General features: G+C 32.0%; 12 protein-coding genes and 1 tRNA gene. 5 read left to right on the forward strand and 8 right to left on the reverse strand.

Annotated features, from left to right (window positions below):
• Nucleotides 1–87 precede the first annotated feature (87 nt).
• The gene (locus BC748_RS09990; protein ID WP_133533346.1) at nucleotides 88–4,524 is read right to left on the reverse strand and encodes a YDG domain-containing protein; all 4,437 of its coding nucleotides are present in this window, start codon (nucleotides 4,522–4,524) and stop codon (nucleotides 88–90) included.
• A 1,053-nt stretch (nucleotides 4,525–5,577) separates the two neighbouring features.
• Between BC748_RS09990 and BC748_RS10000 the strand changes: the two genes are divergently transcribed.
• Complete coding sequence (locus BC748_RS10000) at nucleotides 5,578–5,928, forward strand: hypothetical protein (protein WP_133533348.1); 351 nt, start codon at nucleotides 5,578–5,580, stop codon at nucleotides 5,926–5,928.
• A gap of 107 nt (nucleotides 5,929–6,035) precedes the next feature.
• Here BC748_RS10000 and BC748_RS10005 read toward each other — a convergent pair whose 3' ends face one another.
• The 7 genes from BC748_RS10005 to BC748_RS10035 all read right to left on the reverse strand — a co-directional run bounded on the left by BC748_RS10005 (nucleotide 6,036) and on the right by BC748_RS10035 (nucleotide 15,096).
• Nucleotides 6,036–7,076 carry a DNA adenine methylase gene (locus BC748_RS10005; RefSeq protein ID WP_133533349.1) on the reverse strand — a complete coding sequence of 347 codons (1,041 nt, stop codon included), beginning with the start codon at nucleotides 7,074–7,076 and terminating at the stop codon, nucleotides 6,036–6,038.
• On the reverse strand, nucleotides 7,064–8,809 hold the full coding sequence (locus BC748_RS10010; RefSeq protein WP_133533350.1) for a hypothetical protein: 1,746 nt from the start codon (nucleotides 8,807–8,809) through the stop codon (nucleotides 7,064–7,066). The genes BC748_RS10005 and BC748_RS10010 overlap by 13 nt, the downstream gene beginning before the upstream one ends.
• A 3-nt stretch (nucleotides 8,810–8,812) precedes the next feature.
• Nucleotides 8,813–10,333, reverse strand: coding sequence for a hypothetical protein (locus BC748_RS10015; protein ID WP_133533351.1), 1,521 nt, complete (start codon nucleotides 10,331–10,333; stop codon nucleotides 8,813–8,815).
• Nucleotides 10,320–11,441, reverse strand: coding sequence for a hypothetical protein (locus BC748_RS10020; protein ID WP_133533352.1), 1,122 nt, complete (start codon nucleotides 11,439–11,441; stop codon nucleotides 10,320–10,322). Before BC748_RS10020 ends, BC748_RS10015 begins: the two co-directional genes overlap by 14 nt.
• A gap of 188 nt (nucleotides 11,442–11,629) precedes the next feature.
• Nucleotides 11,630–11,703: transfer RNA gene (locus BC748_RS10025), tRNA-Asn, on the reverse strand.
• 71 nt (nucleotides 11,704–11,774) lie between these two features.
• Nucleotides 11,775–13,100 (reverse strand): RIP metalloprotease RseP, encoded by a 1,326-nt coding sequence (gene rseP, locus BC748_RS10030; RefSeq protein WP_133533353.1) that lies wholly within the window; start codon nucleotides 13,098–13,100, stop codon nucleotides 11,775–11,777.
• 76 nt (nucleotides 13,101–13,176) lie between these two features.
• Entirely contained in the window at nucleotides 13,177–15,096 is a 1,920-nt protein-coding gene (locus BC748_RS10035; RefSeq protein WP_133533354.1) for a M1 family metallopeptidase, read from the reverse strand.
• A gap of 178 nt (nucleotides 15,097–15,274) precedes the next feature.
• On the opposite strand from BC748_RS10035, the gene serS reads away from it, so the two are divergent.
• The 4 genes from serS to BC748_RS10055 all read left to right on the forward strand — a co-directional run bounded on the left by serS (nucleotide 15,275) and on the right by BC748_RS10055 (nucleotide 19,108).
• On the forward strand, nucleotides 15,275–16,546 hold the full coding sequence (serS, locus tag BC748_RS10040; RefSeq protein WP_133533355.1) for a serine--tRNA ligase: 1,272 nt from the start codon (nucleotides 15,275–15,277) through the stop codon (nucleotides 16,544–16,546).
• A gap of 81 nt (nucleotides 16,547–16,627) precedes the next feature.
• Entirely contained in the window at nucleotides 16,628–18,406 is a 1,779-nt protein-coding gene (locus tag BC748_RS10045) for a tetratricopeptide repeat protein (protein WP_133533356.1), read from the forward strand.
• A 60-nt stretch (nucleotides 18,407–18,466) separates the two neighbouring features.
• Nucleotides 18,467–18,778, forward strand: a complete 312-nt coding sequence (locus tag BC748_RS10050) for a DUF4286 family protein (RefSeq protein WP_133533357.1) — start codon at nucleotides 18,467–18,469, stop codon at nucleotides 18,776–18,778.
• A gap of 3 nt (nucleotides 18,779–18,781) precedes the next feature.
• A complete protein-coding gene (locus tag BC748_RS10055) occupies nucleotides 18,782–19,108 on the forward strand; it encodes a hypothetical protein (protein WP_133533358.1) in 327 nt (108 codons plus the stop codon).
• Nucleotides 19,109–19,176: the final 68 nt, after the last annotated feature.

Consider the following 19,176-nt stretch of genomic DNA (forward strand, 5'->3'; position numbering starts at 1 on the left):
AGAACTTGTTCTACAACGGAGTTAGTTGCAAAAAAAAATCCCCGTCAATATTTGACGGGGATTTTAAAGTATTAAGTGGTATACTTTCTATCTAACTACTTTTTTAGTAACTACTGTTCCATCTCCTGTTGTGATTTGAACTAACAATACTTCGTTAGATAATCCAGCTGAGATTGTAGTTTGTGTTGCGTTAATAGCTTGTCTTTCTACTAACAATCTTCCTCTGATGTCGAATACTTTTACAGCACTCATTTCAAAGTTTCCTGTATTGATTACAAAATCATTTGATTGGTTTTTATAAATCACTACTTGTTTTTCAGTTAATACTGGTGTATCAACATTTAATGCTCCTTCTCTATACACTACTTCAAAACGAGTTCCAAAAGTTCCCGCTTCACTTGTAAAGTTATAAGCACCTTGGGTTAAGTTATGTAAAGATGATACTAAGTTATCTTTTAAATAAATAGTTTGTCCTGCATTAAATACTCCAACTGTATGATCAATTGCAATAGAATAGTTTCCTGCTGTTTCTACTTTCAAGTTCATTGGAACTACATCAGTATCAACAAATGATGCTTTACCTTGAATTCCGAATTCTTGTCCTTCAACTACAGAAGTTAAACTAGTTGCTGGTGTTCCAACATTTCTACCATCATATCTATCAATACCATTAGTAGCATAGTCTTTATAAGAAACAACTGCTTGTGAAAAAGCACCTGCTGCGTTGGTTAAATTCAACCAATATACATCTTGGTTATTATCTTGACGGAAGAATTGATTAGCAGTATCGGCAATGCGTTGTCCGCTATTGAATACTAAATCCGTTGTTGCTGTAGCTTCAACAAAGAAACCTTGACCTGTTCTGATTACACTTTGTGGATCAAAAACAGCAGCTTCACTATTGGATTGGAATAATCCATCATTCCACTGACAGTAAGCATTGTTCAAAGTACTTCCATTCGTTTCTCTCCAAAAATATAATGAAGTAGTAATGTTAGCCGAGTTGTTATCTACAAACGTAGTCATGTTGATTGGCGATGGATAAGGATTACCAACTAAGTTAAATCCTGTTGTCATTCCAAATGTTATCTCTCCACTGTTTGGAACACCTACAAACTCTCCTGCAAAACTTGCTGGAGCTGTTGGGTGATTCCATGGTGTGCGTATTAAATATCCTTTAGCATCTTCGAAAGGAACTGCGTTTAAATCTGTTCCATTAATACCGTTTGGAGCTATTAATGGTGATGGATATTGTAAATTTGTTAAATTAAATCCAACAGCATTACTATATTGATCTGTTGATGTATTATAAGTATAAAAACGGTTTGGCAATGTAGTTGGAGAAAATGCATACAATCCTTGATTAGCTACTGGCGAAGACCAAGCAGTATAATCTTGACGCTTTATTTGCGAACTGTTTCTTCTAACGGTTATTGCACCAGTGTTTAAGTTAACTGCGCCACTTTGCATTAATACACCATTATTTTCTATTATTACATCATCTTCAGTTAACTCATTGATTAATCCGTTAGTGATAGTAACTACTCCTGCATTAGCAATAGTTAATGAACCCGACTGAACGGTTACTTGTTTAGCTGTGAAACCACCATGAGTTGTTGTGTTATAAACACCATCAATAATAGCATCTATATTAGCATCTGGACCAGCAACGTTTGACCATGCTGTTCCGTTCCAAACTACTGCAGCTGGTGCTGTTAAAGCTGTCTCAACATCTGAATTTCCTGATTGAGCAGTTCCTCTCACCGCTCTTACTCTATAAAAGTATAATGTCTCTGGACTTAAACCAGTTACTTGATAGGAAGTTACGTTTCCAACATTCAAACCATTATAACCGGCAACGAACGAAGGAAGTGACGTAGCATAAGTTACAGAGAAATCATCGAATGCAACATTTCCTGTAGTCTTAGTTATTGTAAATCTAAATTGTGTAATATCTGAAGGTAATGCCGGCGTTGTTCCTGAATTATATACAAATTGAGTTCCTCCAGCTGGACCACTAGTTGTAGCTACACTTGTACTTGGAATATTTTGAATAGTTACCCAGCTTGATCCGTTGAAACCTTCTACTAGAAAATTATTTCCACCTGCTGTAGACCATCCATTACTTTTTAACCAAAAGTTTAATTGTGTTGCAGCACCAGTTAAAGATGGTGATAAAACAGTATCGCCAGTATCATTAAACTGAACTGAATTTGGACCTGTCGTTCCACTACTAGCTGTAGTGGCATAATTACCTGTACCTGTTAATGAAAATCCATTAAAAGAACTTGCTGTTGTGTAGGTTGTAAATCCTTCGCTTAGCGTAGCTGAACCACCACCTGTTTGGAAAGTTGGAAATAAACTCACATCTAAAACATAGCTTGTTGCATCAGTTACAGAAGTCCAATTAGCAGTGAAAGCATTAGATAAAATTCCTGTTGAAGCGGTAGCATCTGGAAGTCCTAGTGCCGTAATATTTGCTGTTAAACCAGTTGGTTGAGCAACGGTATAATTACCCGACTTAGCTCCAGCTAACGTATAACCCGCTACAGTAACCGCAATTCCTGTTCCTGGCGCTGCCGTGGCAAAAGTAGCCGTTGGCGTTCCAGAAATAGTAACATCCGCTTCATCACCTGAAACCACACCAACTAAACCTGGCGTACCAGACAAAGTAGCTGCAGTAGTTCCATCTTGTGTTTTATTATTAGCCGTTACATTATTTATTGTTAATGGTTTTGCTGTTACCGCTTGTGCTCTCACTACAGCAGTAGCAGCATTATAGTTCGCATCACCTGCTTGAGAAGCAGTAATATTTGTAGTTCCAATACCGAATATTGTTACCGTATTACCAACCACATCAGCCACTGTTGGAACTGAGCTAGCAAAAGTAACCGTTAATCCAGAAGTAGATGTTCCTGTTAAGGTGAAAGCTGCATCGCCATAAACTTTTGACGCCAAAGCAGCAAAAGTAATAGTTTGGTTAGCTTTATTAATAGTAAAGTTTAATGCCGCTGGAGTACTTGTTCCACCTGCATTAGTAGCAGTTACATTAGCTGTATAAGAACCCGCAGCTGTTGGAGTTCCTGTAATCGCTCCAGTTGTAGTATTTAAAGTTAACCCTGGAGGTAAAGAACCACTAGCAACAGCATAAGCAGTTGGTGAATTGGTTGCAGAGATATTATATGTTGTAAAAACCGTATTGAATGTTCCTGTTGGCGAACCACCTGTTACTACTGGAGGCGCAACTGGAACAGCAACTACATTTCCGTTTAGTGTAAAATCGTCAACTCTTAATGTTCCACCAGTTGAACCACCAGTAAATGTCAATACAACTGTAATTGTTCCTGTTAATCCATTTACAGGATTTAAAACGTTTGTAACACCTAAATTAGCACCCGTCGTTGGAACAGCACTACCAGTTAATACTGAAATTCCATTTATAGTCATTGCCACTGTTGTTGGACCTGAACCACTACTTCGTAATCTCCAAAAATTAAATGAATTTACGGAAACTGCAAAACCAGTTGCCACATTAAATGTTAATGTATAGGTATTATTACCTGTTTGTGTACTTAAACATCCTGTAGCACTTCCCGTTAAACCACTCCAATTATTTGTCCCAACATTTCTCCAAAGTGAACTAGATAAGTTTGTGGCAAAAGTATTTGGTGCAACATTGTATGATGCTGGTGTTGTAAAAGTAGCAGTCCCAAAGTTATGAACGTAAATAGCTGCTGGTGTTGTTACTGTATAAGTATAATTGGAACCACTATTGTTGTTTAAATTAATTGTGTAATACTCTGCATCAGCTCCTGATGGAGTAACTGTTCCAGAAGTGAAAAGATAATAAGAAACATTAGCTGCTGCCGTATTAAACGCACCAGGAATTGTACCTGTGTAGGTTGTTCCACTACCTGTTAATTGCACAACAGTTGATGTAAAGTAATTGTCTTTAGTATATCTCATATACACAGCTTGACCAGTAGCTAATGCACCATCTAGCGTAGCTGTAACTGTAGTTGCTGCTCCTGGAGTAACACTAGTTGTTAAAGGCAATTGTGACACTGACGAAACACTTCTAATAGCTCCTTGAACTCTAAAATAGACAAAGTTAGAAGAGGTTGTACCGCTGTTTGGCGTTTTGAAAACGTAATTATCAGTCGTATTAGGACAATTAATAAAAAAAGCTCCATTGGCACACTCAGGCATGTTATTATAACTAACTCCAGGATTTGTCCAATCCGTATCCGTACATCCAAAAGGACCAAGTTGATTTACATTTCCACTCCAGTTACGAACCATTCTAAAAAATTGGTTTCCTGTTCCTCTTGGTTGTAAAATCTTAATTCTAGAAGTTCCAGAACTTGGATCAAAACCGACTACATCACCTGCATTCCATCCATTAGTAAAACCTGCACCTACAATACCATTTTGGGCATTTGATTGTAAGCCAAATAATAAAAACACTACCAGTAGTAGTTTAACAGTAGTAGTTGATAAAAGTGTTTGAGTAATTTTATTCATAATTTAATTAGTTTAATAATCATAAAAGTGCCAAAAAAAGCACCCAAAAGCGTGCGATATATCTTGTTTTTGAAACTGTCTAGTAATGAGTTTGTTAATAATTAAATAACCCTTACTACAACTTGACAAATGTACATTTATTTTTTATTTATCCAAATTAATCCCCCAAGTTTTCGATAAAATCGATTAAATACATAATAGTAATTTAACATTACCGATGAACGGTATTTTTTACCTCTTTTTTTGGTACTAATTAGGCTACTATTTTACGCTCTTTTGGTTGTTGCTTTTAAATTTTGATAACATAAAATTGAAGGAATAAAAATGAATTGTAAACCATTTCATGAAGGCTTTTCAGTATGTAAACCCAACAATGAACAATCTATTTGTTGATTTTCTTTGTTTAGTTGTTCGCTCTTGTTTTTGAAAACTAATAGACCAAATCAGAATGGTAGCAAAAAAGGAATATGTCAGCAAATGGCGTGTTTATTTAAACCGAATAGCGTTTTGCTTAATGCTAATCGAGTTTTGCTTAATGCTAATTGAGTTTTGTTTAAACCATATAGAGTTTTGCTTAATGCTAATCGAGTTTTGCTTAAGCCTAATCGAGTTTTGCTTAATGCTAATTGAGTTTTGTTTAAACCAAATAGAGTTTGGCTTAATGCTAATTGAGTTTTGTTTAAGCCTAATCGAGTTTTGCTTAAGCCTAATCGAGTTTTGTTTAAACCTAATCGTGTTGTGTTTAAAGCGAATAGCGTTTTTCTGTAACCTAATTGAGTTTTGCTTGAAGAAAATTGTATTTGATTTACTACTAATTAAGTTTTGTTTTAACCGAATACCATTTTGCTTTATCCAGTAAAATAAAGGGCTGACAGCCTGTCATCGGTTAAAAAAAAGTTTTACATTGCAACAATAGTAAGAATAAGGATTCGCAAGATTTTTATCGTTTTTCTTACTATATTTTTATTTATTCTTACATTTTTGGCACGGTTTTTATTATGACTAATAAGTAGGTAAAATAACCGATTTATAAATTTTAAAAAAACAAAAATTATGGCCAGAAGAAAATTAGGCAGAGTTTTAGACCTTGAGAAAGGCAACAAACGATTAGCAGGTATCAAAAGTATTGATCCTGCATTGGATTTAGGAAATGATTTGAACGTTGCTAATTATGAAGCACAAATCACCAAACTGAACTCCAATTTAGGCGATTACAACACCGCTTTGAGTACGGTAGATGATTTGTACAATGTTTGTATCGCACAAATAGATGTTTTGAAAGATTGGAATGAGCGCATCTTGAATGGCATTGCCTCCAAATATGGCAAAAACAGTTCCCAGTATGAAATGGCAGGTGGCGTTAAAAAAAGTGAACGCAAAAAACCTAAAAAGAAAGAGGAATAATTGAAATGAAAAACCCAGTTGAGAGACTGGGTTTTTTTACCCTATATTTTTTCCTCTTTGGACAATAAAATAGAGGTTAATAATTAATAATGTTAAAAAAAATTAATTTAAAATCCCAAAATTAAAAATTCATAGTTTTCACTCCCTTTTGAATTCAAAGCATAACTATATTTTTTTAAGTTAATTGCTCTTACATTATTCTTATATTGATTTAGAAGGCTTTCAATTTCTGCGATAGTTGGAACACCATTACTTCTATAAGAAATAGCAATGATTGAATTTTGATGCATTTCAATTAACTCTTCCAAATCATTTAAGAAAGTATTTTTGTTTTCAAATTCATTAGATTTATTTAAATTAATTTCTCTATGCAACTTGGTGTGATCAATATTCTCTGGAATTAAATTATAATTTGCTAACCCTTCCAAAAAATGATATTTTGAATGGTAAGGAACATGATTAACTGAACGGAAATATGGTGGATCAATATATACCAGGTCAGCTTGTAAATTACACTGCAAGGCTGAATGATTTAAAGAGATGTTGTTTTGACCGTTATCAAAAACATATTTATTCAATTCAGAATTAAACTTTAAAAATAATTCTTTAAAAGGTCTTTCCCAAGTTACTTTGTTTCCAAAACCACCACCATTAAAGTTTGTTCTGAGATTTAGGTTCTTTCTATGAAATAGATTATACGGTCTTTTTATTAAACATGATTGAAATAATAAATAATACGCACTTGCTCTTCTTTCTATAGGTAAAAATCCAATATTTTGTATTACAGTATCAATCTGATAATTCTCTTCATCAGTAAAATATATATCATGGAAGTTTTCTGCAATATAATTTTGATATATTCTGTTTGGTTCACGAATTAGAAGATTATGCACATCTTCCTCTGATAATTCATTTGAATTGTTTTGAATCAAAGCCTCTCCAATAATCTGATTAAAAAGAAAAATGTCATTATATATAACGCTTTTTCCTCTTAGTTTTGAATAATAGGAAAATATTCCTGAGCCTCCAAAAACATCTAATACTGAATTAAATTCAACATTTATGTTTTCTAATTCTGACCAGATTAAATCAACCAATTTCCTTTTAGAACCATAATATCTGGTAACCGGTAAATTTATTTTTGGCATAACTTTTTAATTAATTCTTTAAGTTTTGAATAATGTGGTTCTGCAATGCAAACAATTTTTTTATCAATTTCTTGAATCGGTACTTTGAAATAATACGGCATTGTTTTTAAATTTTCTCTTTTAGAATTATATTTTTTAATTCTCTTGTCTACTCGATTAATGAAATACCTAAACGATTCACAGCTTTGATTACTATATGCTCCAACTATTAAAAATTCCACTTCAATACCAAAAGTTTGAAATGCTTTCATAGTTTTGGCACATTTACTTTGATATGCTTCTATATTTTCTTTAGATAATTTAGTTTTAGCTTCGATAAAATACAATTTGTTTCCGTTTTTTATAAGAAAGTCAAATTCTCCTAAATCACTTCCATTGTACCAAAGATGAAAGTTGCTTATATACTCCGCCTCCAATTCATCTAAAATTTTTTGAATAAAATCTTCGAAGTATTTATGAATGTAATAGAAAGCTATTTCTGGCTTTAAAGATGAAACTTGCTTTGTTTCCTTTGTCCTTGGAGTAAAACTATCTCTAAAATTAAAACTATTATTTTCAGTTTTTGAAAGCCAATGTAACAGATTGTAATGAGTTTCTCCATCAATTTTTTTGTCTGTATAAATTCCTAATGTTGATGGATTTTGAGATTGAGATATAAAAAAATTAAAATCTTCTAAATATTTTAGATTATCAATTTTTAATACACTCTCAAAATATTCTAAGTACTGTGGATAATTTTGTAAAATATCATTTTTTACGTAAAGATTATTTTCTAAATATGAGAGTAAATCAGACAAGTTATTCTTTTTAATTTTTAACTTGAAATTATCTAAGATTTCACTTTTATGAAGTTCTTTGTTTAACTCCCGTTGTCTAAAAACCTCTTTTATTTGTAACCAATAATAATCAACCTTATTATCCTCATTTATGTACTTTACTAATTTTTCTTCGACAAAAGGAAAAACATAATCATTATAGACTATACCTATTTCTGTGTTTTGTGCACCTAATAAATTGAGACTATTAATATTATTTGCTACTCCAACGTCAATTTTTAATTCTTCTCTAAACTTATCTTTATTTATCCAAATACTTTCAGTGTCAATAAAGTCTTTAGCTACCATAGCTGTGTTGAAATAACTAAACTTTGCATATGGCACGTCTATATTTTTTTTTAATTTAATTTTAAAACAATCCTTATACAATTCGATGAATTCAATTTTTATTGAATTTTCTAAACATTCTCTAACCTCTTCATCTCTAATCCTCTCGATAATATTTTTTAATAAATTTTTCTCCTTAATAACATTATTTATTTTTTTTGAAAGAGTTTGGGTAATACCTCCTGTAACTTCAGTATTATCATTCCTAATATTTTTTTTATTTAAAAGATATAATGATTTTGAAGTTCTATGAATTAATAATATTTCGCTTGCTCGTAGTTCTGCATCGATATCAGTTATAATATTCTGGTTATAATAATTAGCAAGATCATTTGACAATAAATCAATTCTAGACTTATCTTCATTATCAGTACCATTTGAAAGTTCAAATATTCTCTCGAAATTTACTTCAACAGTATCTAATAATTCATCCTCAAATAGTTCTGAAATATCATAATTATCCGAATTAATTTTAGCAATGTCTTGAGCAAGACTACAAATAAAATTTATTGGAGTTAATAAATCTATACTGTAAGTATAACTCTCTACTAAACTTTTGTTATCAAACATCTGTTAGAGATTATTATTAGTATATGAACCAATAACTTCAGTTATTTCATCTTGTAGTTCAAAGTTATCTCTATAAATATTTAAAAGAACGAAAAGCTCTTCTGGATCAAAGTCAACAATTTCAAATTCAAACCCCATTGGCATTGAAACAGAACTATTCTGCAATTCAAGTTTGATAGGCGCATAAATTACTATTGGCATTTCATATTTTAAAACTAGGTCTTCTATTTTAGAGTTTATCGTTTCAATTGAAGTTTCGACATTTAAAATAAAATAATGAATTTTTTTATTCGAGTTATCAATAAACGCTTGATAATCTCTTCTATCTATTTTGCTTTCATTTTCAAGCATATAGTTTCCTTCAAGATACGTTTCTAAAGGATCAAAGAATTTTTGATTTATTGATTTAAAAAGCCCTTCTAACTCAAGATTCCTCTTAGTCTCATCAAATATTTCAGTTAGTCCTCTATCAGCCAAATTTTTATCAAGAAGTATAGTTTCCTGTTCAGATTTTAGTAGTTCTGTAGCATGGCGAAATAAGTTTCTATTCTGATTGTATTTTTTTGCTACTAAAATCCTAACATATTTATCGATATCTCCTGCACTTACTCCAGTTTCAAACAATTCGTTTAAGTTTTTTAAAAGCGTCTTGATTTCTTCCTTTGTATTTATGTTAGGAAGTTCCTGGATATGTGGTTCTATTCGAGAATAAAATGCATCGTTAATATTTCTGAAATTAAATTTATCAGTCTTTGCATCCGTGAAACAAGTTATGAGATAATGACCTTTTATAAAACTAAATAAGTCAAATAATTCTCTATAAGTAGTTAAAAATTGATTTAATCTTAAAACTGATCTATCAAGAAATTTTTCTACCTCGTCAATTTCAAAAATTATATATTTTTCTTTTACAGATAGGATATTTAAAAATAAAACTAAAACCTCTCTCCTGTTAAAATTTGTGAGCTGTTCTAAATCAAAATGCTTAAACTCAGTCTTATTATACAATCTACCTGTACCTAAGTAAATTAGACGCTTTATAGCATCCTCATCATTTCCTTTATCAAACAGTTTTCTTGTATATGGTTCAATTGCTTTAAAGTTATCTTCAAAATTTGAGGTTAAGTCTTCTAAATTTATATCATCTCTTGTTTCTAGAATACTTTGAATTAAAAAATCTGTATACTGATCTTGAATTTCTTTAAGTAAAAACAATACAATATCTGGCAAATCTACATTAGCTCTAGAATAAATAACATTTACTGACGGATTTCCATCAAAAAACAATTTTGTATATTTCAAAATATTTGTTTTACCATTTCCATATGGAGCAACAAATAAGCTTGTCTGCATCCTATCTCCATCTATTTGCTCTAGCTTTTGAACAATATGAGCCTTTAAGTTGGTTTGACCAATTATAAAATATGGTAGCTCGGGAACTTTACCTTCTGAAATATCTTTTTTTAGATTTTCTTTAGTTGAATCCTTAGGAGTTAGCTTTTCTCCAAAATTATTTATTTGCATTGCTTTTAAATTTAATTTTTAAAACTGAAACTCCTCTGACGACAAATCGTTGCCTCCTATCTATAGATGAAACAATATTACTAAAAAAAATATGCTTTGAGCTTTTTTCTCTTTCATAAAATAAATTTAGGAAAATCTCAAAATTTGCGTGTGAAATCTTTATTCCATCTTTTAAATCATATAGATTAACAAAGCCTAAAACATCTTTTTTCTCTGATAAACTGTTTTTGTAATTGTCTTCAAATTTCTTTTTTAAATTAGAATAATTTTGTTTGTTTTTAAAATTATCACTTTCGTAAGCATCTAATTTAATGTTAATCTCATTATACCAAGTTTTTAATTGGGGATTTTGAAAAATAACATCCATATATTTTTTTCGGATTTTATTCCTTTTATCTAAAACTCCTAATGAATTAATCCAATGTCCCCGTACAGTATTATAATTATCCAAACTTGTTTTTGTATAATTAAAATGTCTTATTCCAAAAGATTTATCTAAGAAATCATAATGATTACCTCCGATATCTTTAAGTTTATATTTATATTCAAGCTTATTAAACAAGCAGAAAGATATCAATAAAAGAAAATCATTCTGAACTAATCTATTAAAATAAAATAGCTTTTCACTAGAACTTAAATCAAAAAGGCTACCGCGAGTCTTCAAATTAACTAACTCCGTTCCATATTTTGTTAACTTGCTTTTACTATCTATTAGCTGTAATTTTTCTTTAGCAAAATTTACATAATAAGATGCTGCTTTATAGGTTGAATATATCTGCCTTTCAACACCTTCATTCCTTTCATTCCTTACAATATCTAGAATCAATTTTATTTTTTGCTTTTTCGAGAGATCTGAAAGGTGCTCAAAAACAGAGTCTATAGCCAACTTACTATTTAAACCATTATAATCTATTGGAGTGTTTTTTGAATAAAGTTTGTGAAGTTTATTTATTAAATAAAGGTGGAAATTTATATTTAATTCCGATGATTTTACATTTTCTTTTTTAGAATTTAAAAATTCACAAACCCATCTTGTTGTTTTTAATGGTTGATTGTATGGCCTGTGAAGACTTATATAGAATGGTGGTAATTCGATAATATTTTGCATTACAAAAACTTAATCAGTTATTGAAGATAAATATACAAAACTAAGTTAATAGTTTATCTTCTCCTAATTTCAAAAAAGACCTGATTTCAACATTAAATCAAAGTTTACAAAAATTGAATGCGTTAAATAAGATATACTAAAATATATAAAATAAAAAAACCAGTCGATTGACTGGTTTTTCATTTTTGCTCCCCCTCTTGGGCTCGAACCAAGGACCCTCTGATTAACAGTCAGATGCTCTAACCAACTGAGCTAAGGAGGAAGATGTATATCTTTTAAGCGGTTGCAAATATAAGACGGATTTTTATATATCCAAATTAAATTTTTAAAAATTTAGAAAAATTTATCTGCAATTAACTGATAAATATCTTTCCCAAAAGTTAATGCCATCAAAGTCAATAAAATAATCATCCCAAAGGTTTGCACATGACCTGCTGCTTTATCGTTTAATTTTTTGCCTGTTATCATTTCTACAGTCGTAAACAAGGCATGTCCACCATCTAATCCTGGTATAGGTAATAAATTCATAAACGCCAATCCTATAGAAAACAGTGCGGTGAAATTCCAAATAAATTCCCAATCCCAAGCATCTGGCAATTGTCTTGCTATTCCAATAGGGCTTTTTACTTGTTTATAAGCTCCTGTTGCTGGTCGTAAGATGAGTTTAAAGCTTTTTACGTTGTAGACTAACAAAGACCAAGACTCTTTTATTGCAGCGGGTAACGCTTCAAAAAGCCCCATCTTTTTAGTGATTAAGAAGTCCTCTTTAACGGTAGGTTTTACTCTAAATCCTAATTCTCCTTTTTTATCTACTTTAACACGAATGTCTTTCTGAGCTGCACCTCTAAATACGGTAACCGTAACAGAGTCTTGCTTTTGAGACTTTAAAGTTGAAATAAATTCATCAAAAAAATTAATCTTCTTCGCATTGATTGCTAAAATTGAGTCTCCAACTTTCAATCCTGCTTTTTTTGCTTCTTTATTTGGTAAAATGCTATCAATTGTAATAGATGTAGTTCTTCTACCTATAAAATTTCTTCCTTCTTTATCTAGGATTTCTTTGATTTGTTGGTCGGTTAGGTTGAGTGTAACGTTCTGTCCATTGCGGTTAACGATTACTTCGCTACTAAATAAAATGTCCATCACCATGCGGTTGAAGTTTTCTTGAAACTCACCATCAACAGAAACAATTTTATCACCGTTTTTGAACCCTGCTTTTTGTCCTACTTCGCCAAAAGCCAATCCTTTTTCTTGAAGTACTTCGGTAGAAATGTATTTTTTACCTACTGTAGTGTACATTGTGGTATAGATAAACCAAGCCAAAAGTACGTTTACTATTATTCCACCTAACATTATTATTAAACGTTGCCAAGCTGGTTTTGAACGAAACTCCCAAGGTTGAGGTTCTTGGTTCATTTGTTCGGTGTCCATGCTTTCATCTATCATTCCTGATAGTTTTACATAGCCTCCAATAGGTAACCATCCTATTCCCCATTCGGTATCTCCGATTTTCTTTTTGAAAAGCGAAAATCCAGCATCCATAAAAAGATAGAATTTTTCAACGCGTACTTTGAACCATTTTGCTGTTATGTAGTGACCAAATTCATGTAAAATAACTAATACCGAAAGAATGAATATTATCTGCGCTACTTGAATCATTATGTAATTGTATTTTAATTTAAGTGGACAAAAGTAAGGTTTTCAACTTTGCTTTTTAAAATTATTTTGTCTGCACTTATTCTTTTATGATTTTTTTGTGAAAAGTCCCTTCCGAAGTGGTAATCATCACGGAATAAACTCCAGAGGATAAAGAATTAATATTCAAATCAACAGAATTACTTTTCAACATCATTTGTCCTAAAGCATTAAATATTGTTACAGTTTGTACCTCAACCGTAGCTGGTTTTTGAACGTGTAACATCGCTGTAGCTGGATTTGGATAGAGAACAATAGCTTCTTCTAATTGAAAGTTTTCATTAGATAAGGTAGTAGTTGAATTTCTAGAAATAAGATGAACTTTTGGGTCAAAATCAAAATCAATAATAGCAAAAGGAACGTTTTCTATAAAAACTTGTCCATTAGTGGTGTTTTGTAAAACTAAATCCAATTGCTGGCCATTCGCACCATAAACTCTGACTGGAACTGGCATCTCAAAAAAGCTCACCGATGGATTCGATTGGGTTTGATTGACTACAAATCGAACTTGTCCTGCACCCCAATTTTGAGCCGAGATAGTGTAAGTAGGATAACCTTGGTTGTAAACCCAGTCGTTAAAAAACTCGGTTAAACTTTGTCCATAAACATCTTCGAGGTGTTCTTTGAAATCAGTTGTAACGGCATAGCCAAAAGCCAATTCGGTATCTGCTAAATAATTTCTGAGTGCTTGAAAAAAGGCAACATCGCCCATTTTAAATCGCAACATTTCTAAAACCATCGCACCTTTATTATAACTCAATCGGCTGCTAAAAATTCTTCCGACATTGTTAATTTGGGAATCGGTTAAGTACAAGTTTCCTCCTGGCTCTGAGGTAATAAAATCGACAACCGCTGCTTTATGGTTTACAAAAGCCGCAGCGCCATCTAAATTTTCAATAACCAATGCTGATAAATACGTAGCGAAACCTTCATTTAGCCAAATGTCTTTCCAGCTACCACAAGTTACTTTATTCCCAAACCATTGATGTGCTAATTCATGAGCGATTAATCCACGACTAAAACCACCCATAAAAGAAACCGTTGTGTGCTCCATTCCGCCATTCCAGTTAAATTGAGCATGTCCATACTTTTCATTTCGATAAGGATAAGGTTCAAACAAAGTTTCAAACAGATTCATAATTGGAAGTGTAACCGCAAGAGAATTTACTGAGTTTGAAAAAGTTTCAGGATACAAATAATTTATGACAGGAAAAGTGTTTGGCGCTGTTCCTGCCGTTTGATTATAAATTTGATAATTCGTAGTGGCGATAGCAATTAGATAAGCCGGAATTGGATAACCATGATGAAAATGTGTCGTTTTTGTTCCATTGCTATTATTCGTTTGCGATTGTTCCAAACCATTAGAAACACTTACATACTGACTTGGCGCAGTGATATAGACATCTATCGAACTTATTTTATCATTTAAATCTTGTTTGCATGGCCACCAATCTCGTGCACCATAAGGTTGAGATAATGTCCATAAAACAGGTATTCCATTGTGTTCTTCGGCAGCAAAAGATTCAAAACCATTTACGGGTGGAATTCCAGAGTAGGTAATTTCTACAGAAGTACTGTTTCCTGTAGTTAAAGTAGAAGGCAAATTGATGATTAATTCATTATTTCCACTTTCTGAAAAACTCAATGAAGTATTTACTTGTTTAACTGAAGTAACGACTAGTTCATTGGCCATATCAAAAGTAACCGAATTCATATCAGCTAAAGCGGTGAACGTAGTGGTTACTTTTCCCGAAATAAAATATTCTGCTGGATCGACCGTAAATTCTAATTTATGATACGTTACATCATAATCAGACGTATTTACATTGGCTTGAAAATCCATCAATCGTGCTGCTGATTTCATTTCTAAATTGGCAATCTGGTCAACTTCTGAAATGTTTTTCTGAGCAAATACTGATGAAATACTCATTAAAAAGAATAGTATGTAGCAATTCTTCATAGTTATAGGGCAATTTTTTGCGAATATAATAATTCTAAAAGTATTCTTTTCTTAAACAAGGTATAATTTACTTATTATCGTATTGAATCATACGATGTTAATGATAAATAAGTTTTTAAATAAGTAAAAAAAATATATCAAACATTTGATTAAATTTGCGGTCTTATAAAGAAAAGCCATGTTACAAATTAGTTACATCAGAGAGAATAAAGAACAAGTGATTACTGCTTTGGCAAAAAAACATATGGATGCCAAACAAATTGTAGAAGACGTAATCCAACTAGACGAAAACAGAAGAAGCGCACAAGTTGCACTCGATAATACATTAGCGGAAGCCAACAAACTTTCATCAGCCATTGGTGAAATGATGAAAAATGGTGAAAAGGCTAAAGCAGATATTCTTAAGCTTAAAACCGCACAATTGAAAGAAACTAGCAAAGAACTTTCTGAAAAATCAGATTCTTTTGCAGCAGAACTTTTGCAGAAAATGTATTTGTTGCCGAATCTTCCTGCTGAAATTGTTCCCGAAGGAAAAACTCCAGAAGAAAACCTAAATGTATTTCAAGCAGGTGAAATTCCTGTATTGCATGAAGGTTCACAACCTCATTGGGAATTGGTAAAAAAATACGACATCATCGATTTTGAATTAGGTGTAAAAATTGCTGGTGCAGGATTTCCTGTTTATAAAGGAAAAGGTGCCAAATTGCAACGGGCGCTGATTTCTTATTTCTTAGATAAAAACACTGAAGCGGGTTATGAAGAAGTACAAGTGCCACATTTAGTAAACGAAGCATCAGGATATGGAACAGGACAATTGCCAGATAAAGAAGGACAAATGTATCATGTTGGTATCGACGATTTATACTTAATTCCAACAGCCGAAGTTCCTGTGACCAATTTATTCCGTGATGTAATTTTGCAAGAAAATGAATTGCCAATTCTTTGTACTGGTTATACACCCTGTTTCCGTAGAGAAGCAGGAAGTTATGGTGCGCATGTCCGTGGATTGAACCGTTTGCATCAATTTGACAAAGTAGAAATCGTTCGTGTTGAACATCCTGATAAATCATATGAAGCATTAGACGGAATGGTGGAACATGTAAAATCTATCTTGGACGAATTAAAATTACCGTACAGAATTCTACGTCTTTGTGGTGGCGATATGAGTTTTGCATCAGCATTGACGTATGATTTTGAAGTGTTTTCAACAGCACAAGATCGTTGGTTGGAAATTTCATCGGTATCAAACTTTGAAACCTTCCAAGCCAATCGTTTAAAACTACGTTTCAAAGGAAAAGACGGTAAAACACAATTGGCACATACTTTAAACGGAAGTTCATTGGCGTTGCCAAGAGTTTTAGCTGGAATTTTAGAGAATTATCAAACTCCAGAAGGAATTGTAATCCCAGAAGTATTACGCAAATACACTGGTTTCGATATCATTAACTAAAAAAGTTAATCTTTAGCAAACGATGTACTAATTTGGCACAAAAAGTGTTACTTTAGTACATTGTTCTTTTAACAGTAACACATGAAAAAAACAATTGCTTTTATTTTTCTTTTCTTTTCCCTTTGGGCTTCTGCTCAAAACGAACAATTGGCGCAAAATTATTTTGACCGCGGCGAATTTGAAAAAGCATTAGTAAGCTATGAAGAGCTATTGAAAACAAGTGTTGGAAACTCTGTTTATTTTCAACGTGTTGTAGAATGTTATCAGCAGTTGCAACAATTTGATAAAGCTGAAAAAGTAATACAAGCGCGATTAGATAAATACAAACAAAACAATCTTTTAATCGAATTAGGCTATAATTACCAACTACAAAAAGACCAAGACAAAGCAAATAAATATTACAATCAAGCCATTGACAAAATCAAGAAAAATGGTTATGAAGGCGCAGGAATAGCTTATACTTTTGAAAGAAAATCATTGATTGATTATGCATTACTTGCCTACAAAACAGCTATTGAAGTTGAGCCAAGACAAAATTTTAATTTTCAAATTGCGGTTTTATACGGTCAAAAAGGAAATACGGATTTGATGATAGAAACCTATCTAGCAGAGTCGTATGACAACCCACAAAATCTTCCGATGATTCAAAATCAATTGTCTCGATTTATCAACGAAGATGCCGATGAAAATTTCAACGATACGCTAAAAAAAGCATTGTTAGTTAGAGCACAAAAAACACAAGATATTTTTTGGAACGATTTTTTGAGTTGGTTATTTATTCAACAAAAAGAATATGGCAAAGCATTTATTCAGCAAAAAGCTATTTATAAAAGAAATCCCGAATCGTTTTCAAATATTATCAATTTAGGACAAATGGCTATTGAAGACAATGACCAAGAAGCTGCAAAAGAAATTCTAACCTTTGTCATCGAAAACACTAACGATTTGGATTTGCTAATTCAAGCCAATTCCTATTTGATGGAAATGAAAATTGAAAATGCTCTAGAAAAAGACTATCCAATTATATCACAAGAGTTAGACCAATTGATTACAGAGTTTGGAGTAAGTCCTTTTACATTACCATTACTTCGATTGCAAGCAAATTTTATGGCTTTTCAGCAAAAAAATCCAGAGAAAGGAAAAGCTATTTTGAAAAGTGCCATGGAAATGGATTTAAACAAATACCAATTGGCAGAAATCAAAATGGAATTGGGCGATATTCTCCTTTTTGAAGAAAAATTCAACCAAGCGTTACTTTATTATTCACAAATTGAAAACGAATTAAGCGGAGATGTTATTGGGCAAGAAGCCAATTTGAAAACCGCCAAAACAAGCTATTACAAAACTGATTTTGAATGGGCAACACATCAATTAAAAGTATTAAAATCGGCTTCAACTCAGTTAATTGCCAACGATGCTTTGGATTTGTTTTTATTAATTAGTGATAACACCGTTGAAGACTCACTACAAGTTGCTTTGAAAAAATTTGCTCGCGCTGACTTTCTTTTATTTCAGAATAAAAAAACAGAATCGCTGGCACAGTTTCAATTGATTTTAAAAGAACACAAAGGCGAAGAAATAGAAGCAGTAACACTTTTAAGAATTGGAAAGATTTATGAAAAACTAGGCGATTTTGCAAAAGCTTTAGAAAGTTATCAAGCTATAATTGCCAACCACAAAGAAGGAATTTATATTGATGAAGCGCTCTTTTTCTCTGCCGAAATCTATGCTGATAATTTAAAAGACAACGAAAAAGCCAAACCGCTTTATGAACAAGTAATCTTAAATCATGAAGACAGTATTTACTCCGTTGAAGCAAGGAAAAAATACCGACAACTTCGTGGAGACAATAATTTATAGTGTTCAGATAGCAGTAACAGTTGGCAGTTTAAAAACTACAAAAAAACAATCAAATTTCTCATGATATTATACAACGTAACCATCAATATTCACGAAAGCGTTCACGACCAATGGATGCAATGGATGCAGGAAAAACACATCAATGATGTTTTAGCCACTGGTAAATTTTCATCCGCAAGAATGGTAAAAGTACTCATCGAAGAAGAAATGGGTGGAACGACTTATTCTATTCAATATACAACGGATAGCAAAGAAACATTACAAAAGTATTATGAGGAAGATGCGCCAAAACTTCGTGATGAAGGTTATCGTTTATTTGGTGAAAAAATGCTGGCGTTTAGAACGGAATTGGAGTTGATTAGTGAGCATTAGTCTATGGAAACTAAAAAGCAACTTTCCAATTATGAAATTTTTATAAAAGGGCAATTAAAAGTTAATTTACCAGCTATACTAATTATTTTTTCTAGCTTATTTGGTTTGACAATTTATGCTGATTTAAGTTTTAAAGTTTCTGTTATCGTTGGAGGTATTTTAAGTTGGATATATTGGTCATTTGCTATAAAAAAATGGATAAAATGGGCAATAATTGAAAATAATATTGAAAAAGATAGGGTTTATAAAATAGGGAAAAATGGTTTTTTATTGTGGAATATAAACCAGATAGATGAAGTAATTGACAACAAGAAAAAGCCTTGGTTTTAAAATATCAAATATAATATTTCTTTGCGCCTTCGCGAGAATTAACAAATAAAGCGAGATTGCTTCGTGCC

Source organism: Flavobacterium dankookense (genome assembly GCF_004362665.1).
Lineage (GTDB): Bacteria > Bacteroidota > Bacteroidia > Flavobacteriales > Flavobacteriaceae > Flavobacterium > Flavobacterium dankookense.

What these genes read in the sequence shown, in the direction of transcription:
- BC748_RS10015 (WP_133533351.1), bottom strand. Translation starts at nt 10,333, where the DNA reads ATGCAAATAAATAATTTTGGAGAAAAGCTAACTCCTAAGGATTCAACT.
- BC748_RS10000 (WP_133533348.1), top strand. Translation starts at nt 5,578, where the DNA reads ATGGCCAGAAGAAAATTAGGCAGAGTTTTAGACCTTGAGAAAGGCAAC.
- BC748_RS10045 (WP_133533356.1), top strand. Translation starts at nt 16,628, where the DNA reads ATGAAAAAAACAATTGCTTTTATTTTTCTTTTCTTTTCCCTTTGGGCT.
- serS (WP_133533355.1), top strand. Translation starts at nt 15,275, where the DNA reads ATGTTACAAATTAGTTACATCAGAGAGAATAAAGAACAAGTGATTACT.
- BC748_RS10020 (WP_133533352.1), bottom strand. Translation starts at nt 11,441, where the DNA reads ATGCAAAATATTATCGAATTACCACCATTCTATATAAGTCTTCACAGG.
- BC748_RS10050 (WP_133533357.1), top strand. Translation starts at nt 18,467, where the DNA reads ATGATATTATACAACGTAACCATCAATATTCACGAAAGCGTTCACGAC.
- rseP (WP_133533353.1), bottom strand. Translation starts at nt 13,100, where the DNA reads ATGATTCAAGTAGCGCAGATAATATTCATTCTTTCGGTATTAGTTATT.
- BC748_RS09990 (WP_133533346.1), bottom strand. Translation starts at nt 4,524, where the DNA reads ATGAATAAAATTACTCAAACACTTTTATCAACTACTACTGTTAAACTA.
- BC748_RS10010 (WP_133533350.1), bottom strand. Translation starts at nt 8,809, where the DNA reads ATGTTTGATAACAAAAGTTTAGTAGAGAGTTATACTTACAGTATAGAT.
- BC748_RS10055 (WP_133533358.1), top strand. Translation starts at nt 18,782, where the DNA reads ATGGAAACTAAAAAGCAACTTTCCAATTATGAAATTTTTATAAAAGGG.
- BC748_RS10005 (WP_133533349.1), bottom strand. Translation starts at nt 7,076, where the DNA reads ATGCCAAAAATAAATTTACCGGTTACCAGATATTATGGTTCTAAAAGG.
- BC748_RS10035 (WP_133533354.1), bottom strand. Translation starts at nt 15,096, where the DNA reads ATGAAGAATTGCTACATACTATTCTTTTTAATGAGTATTTCATCAGTA.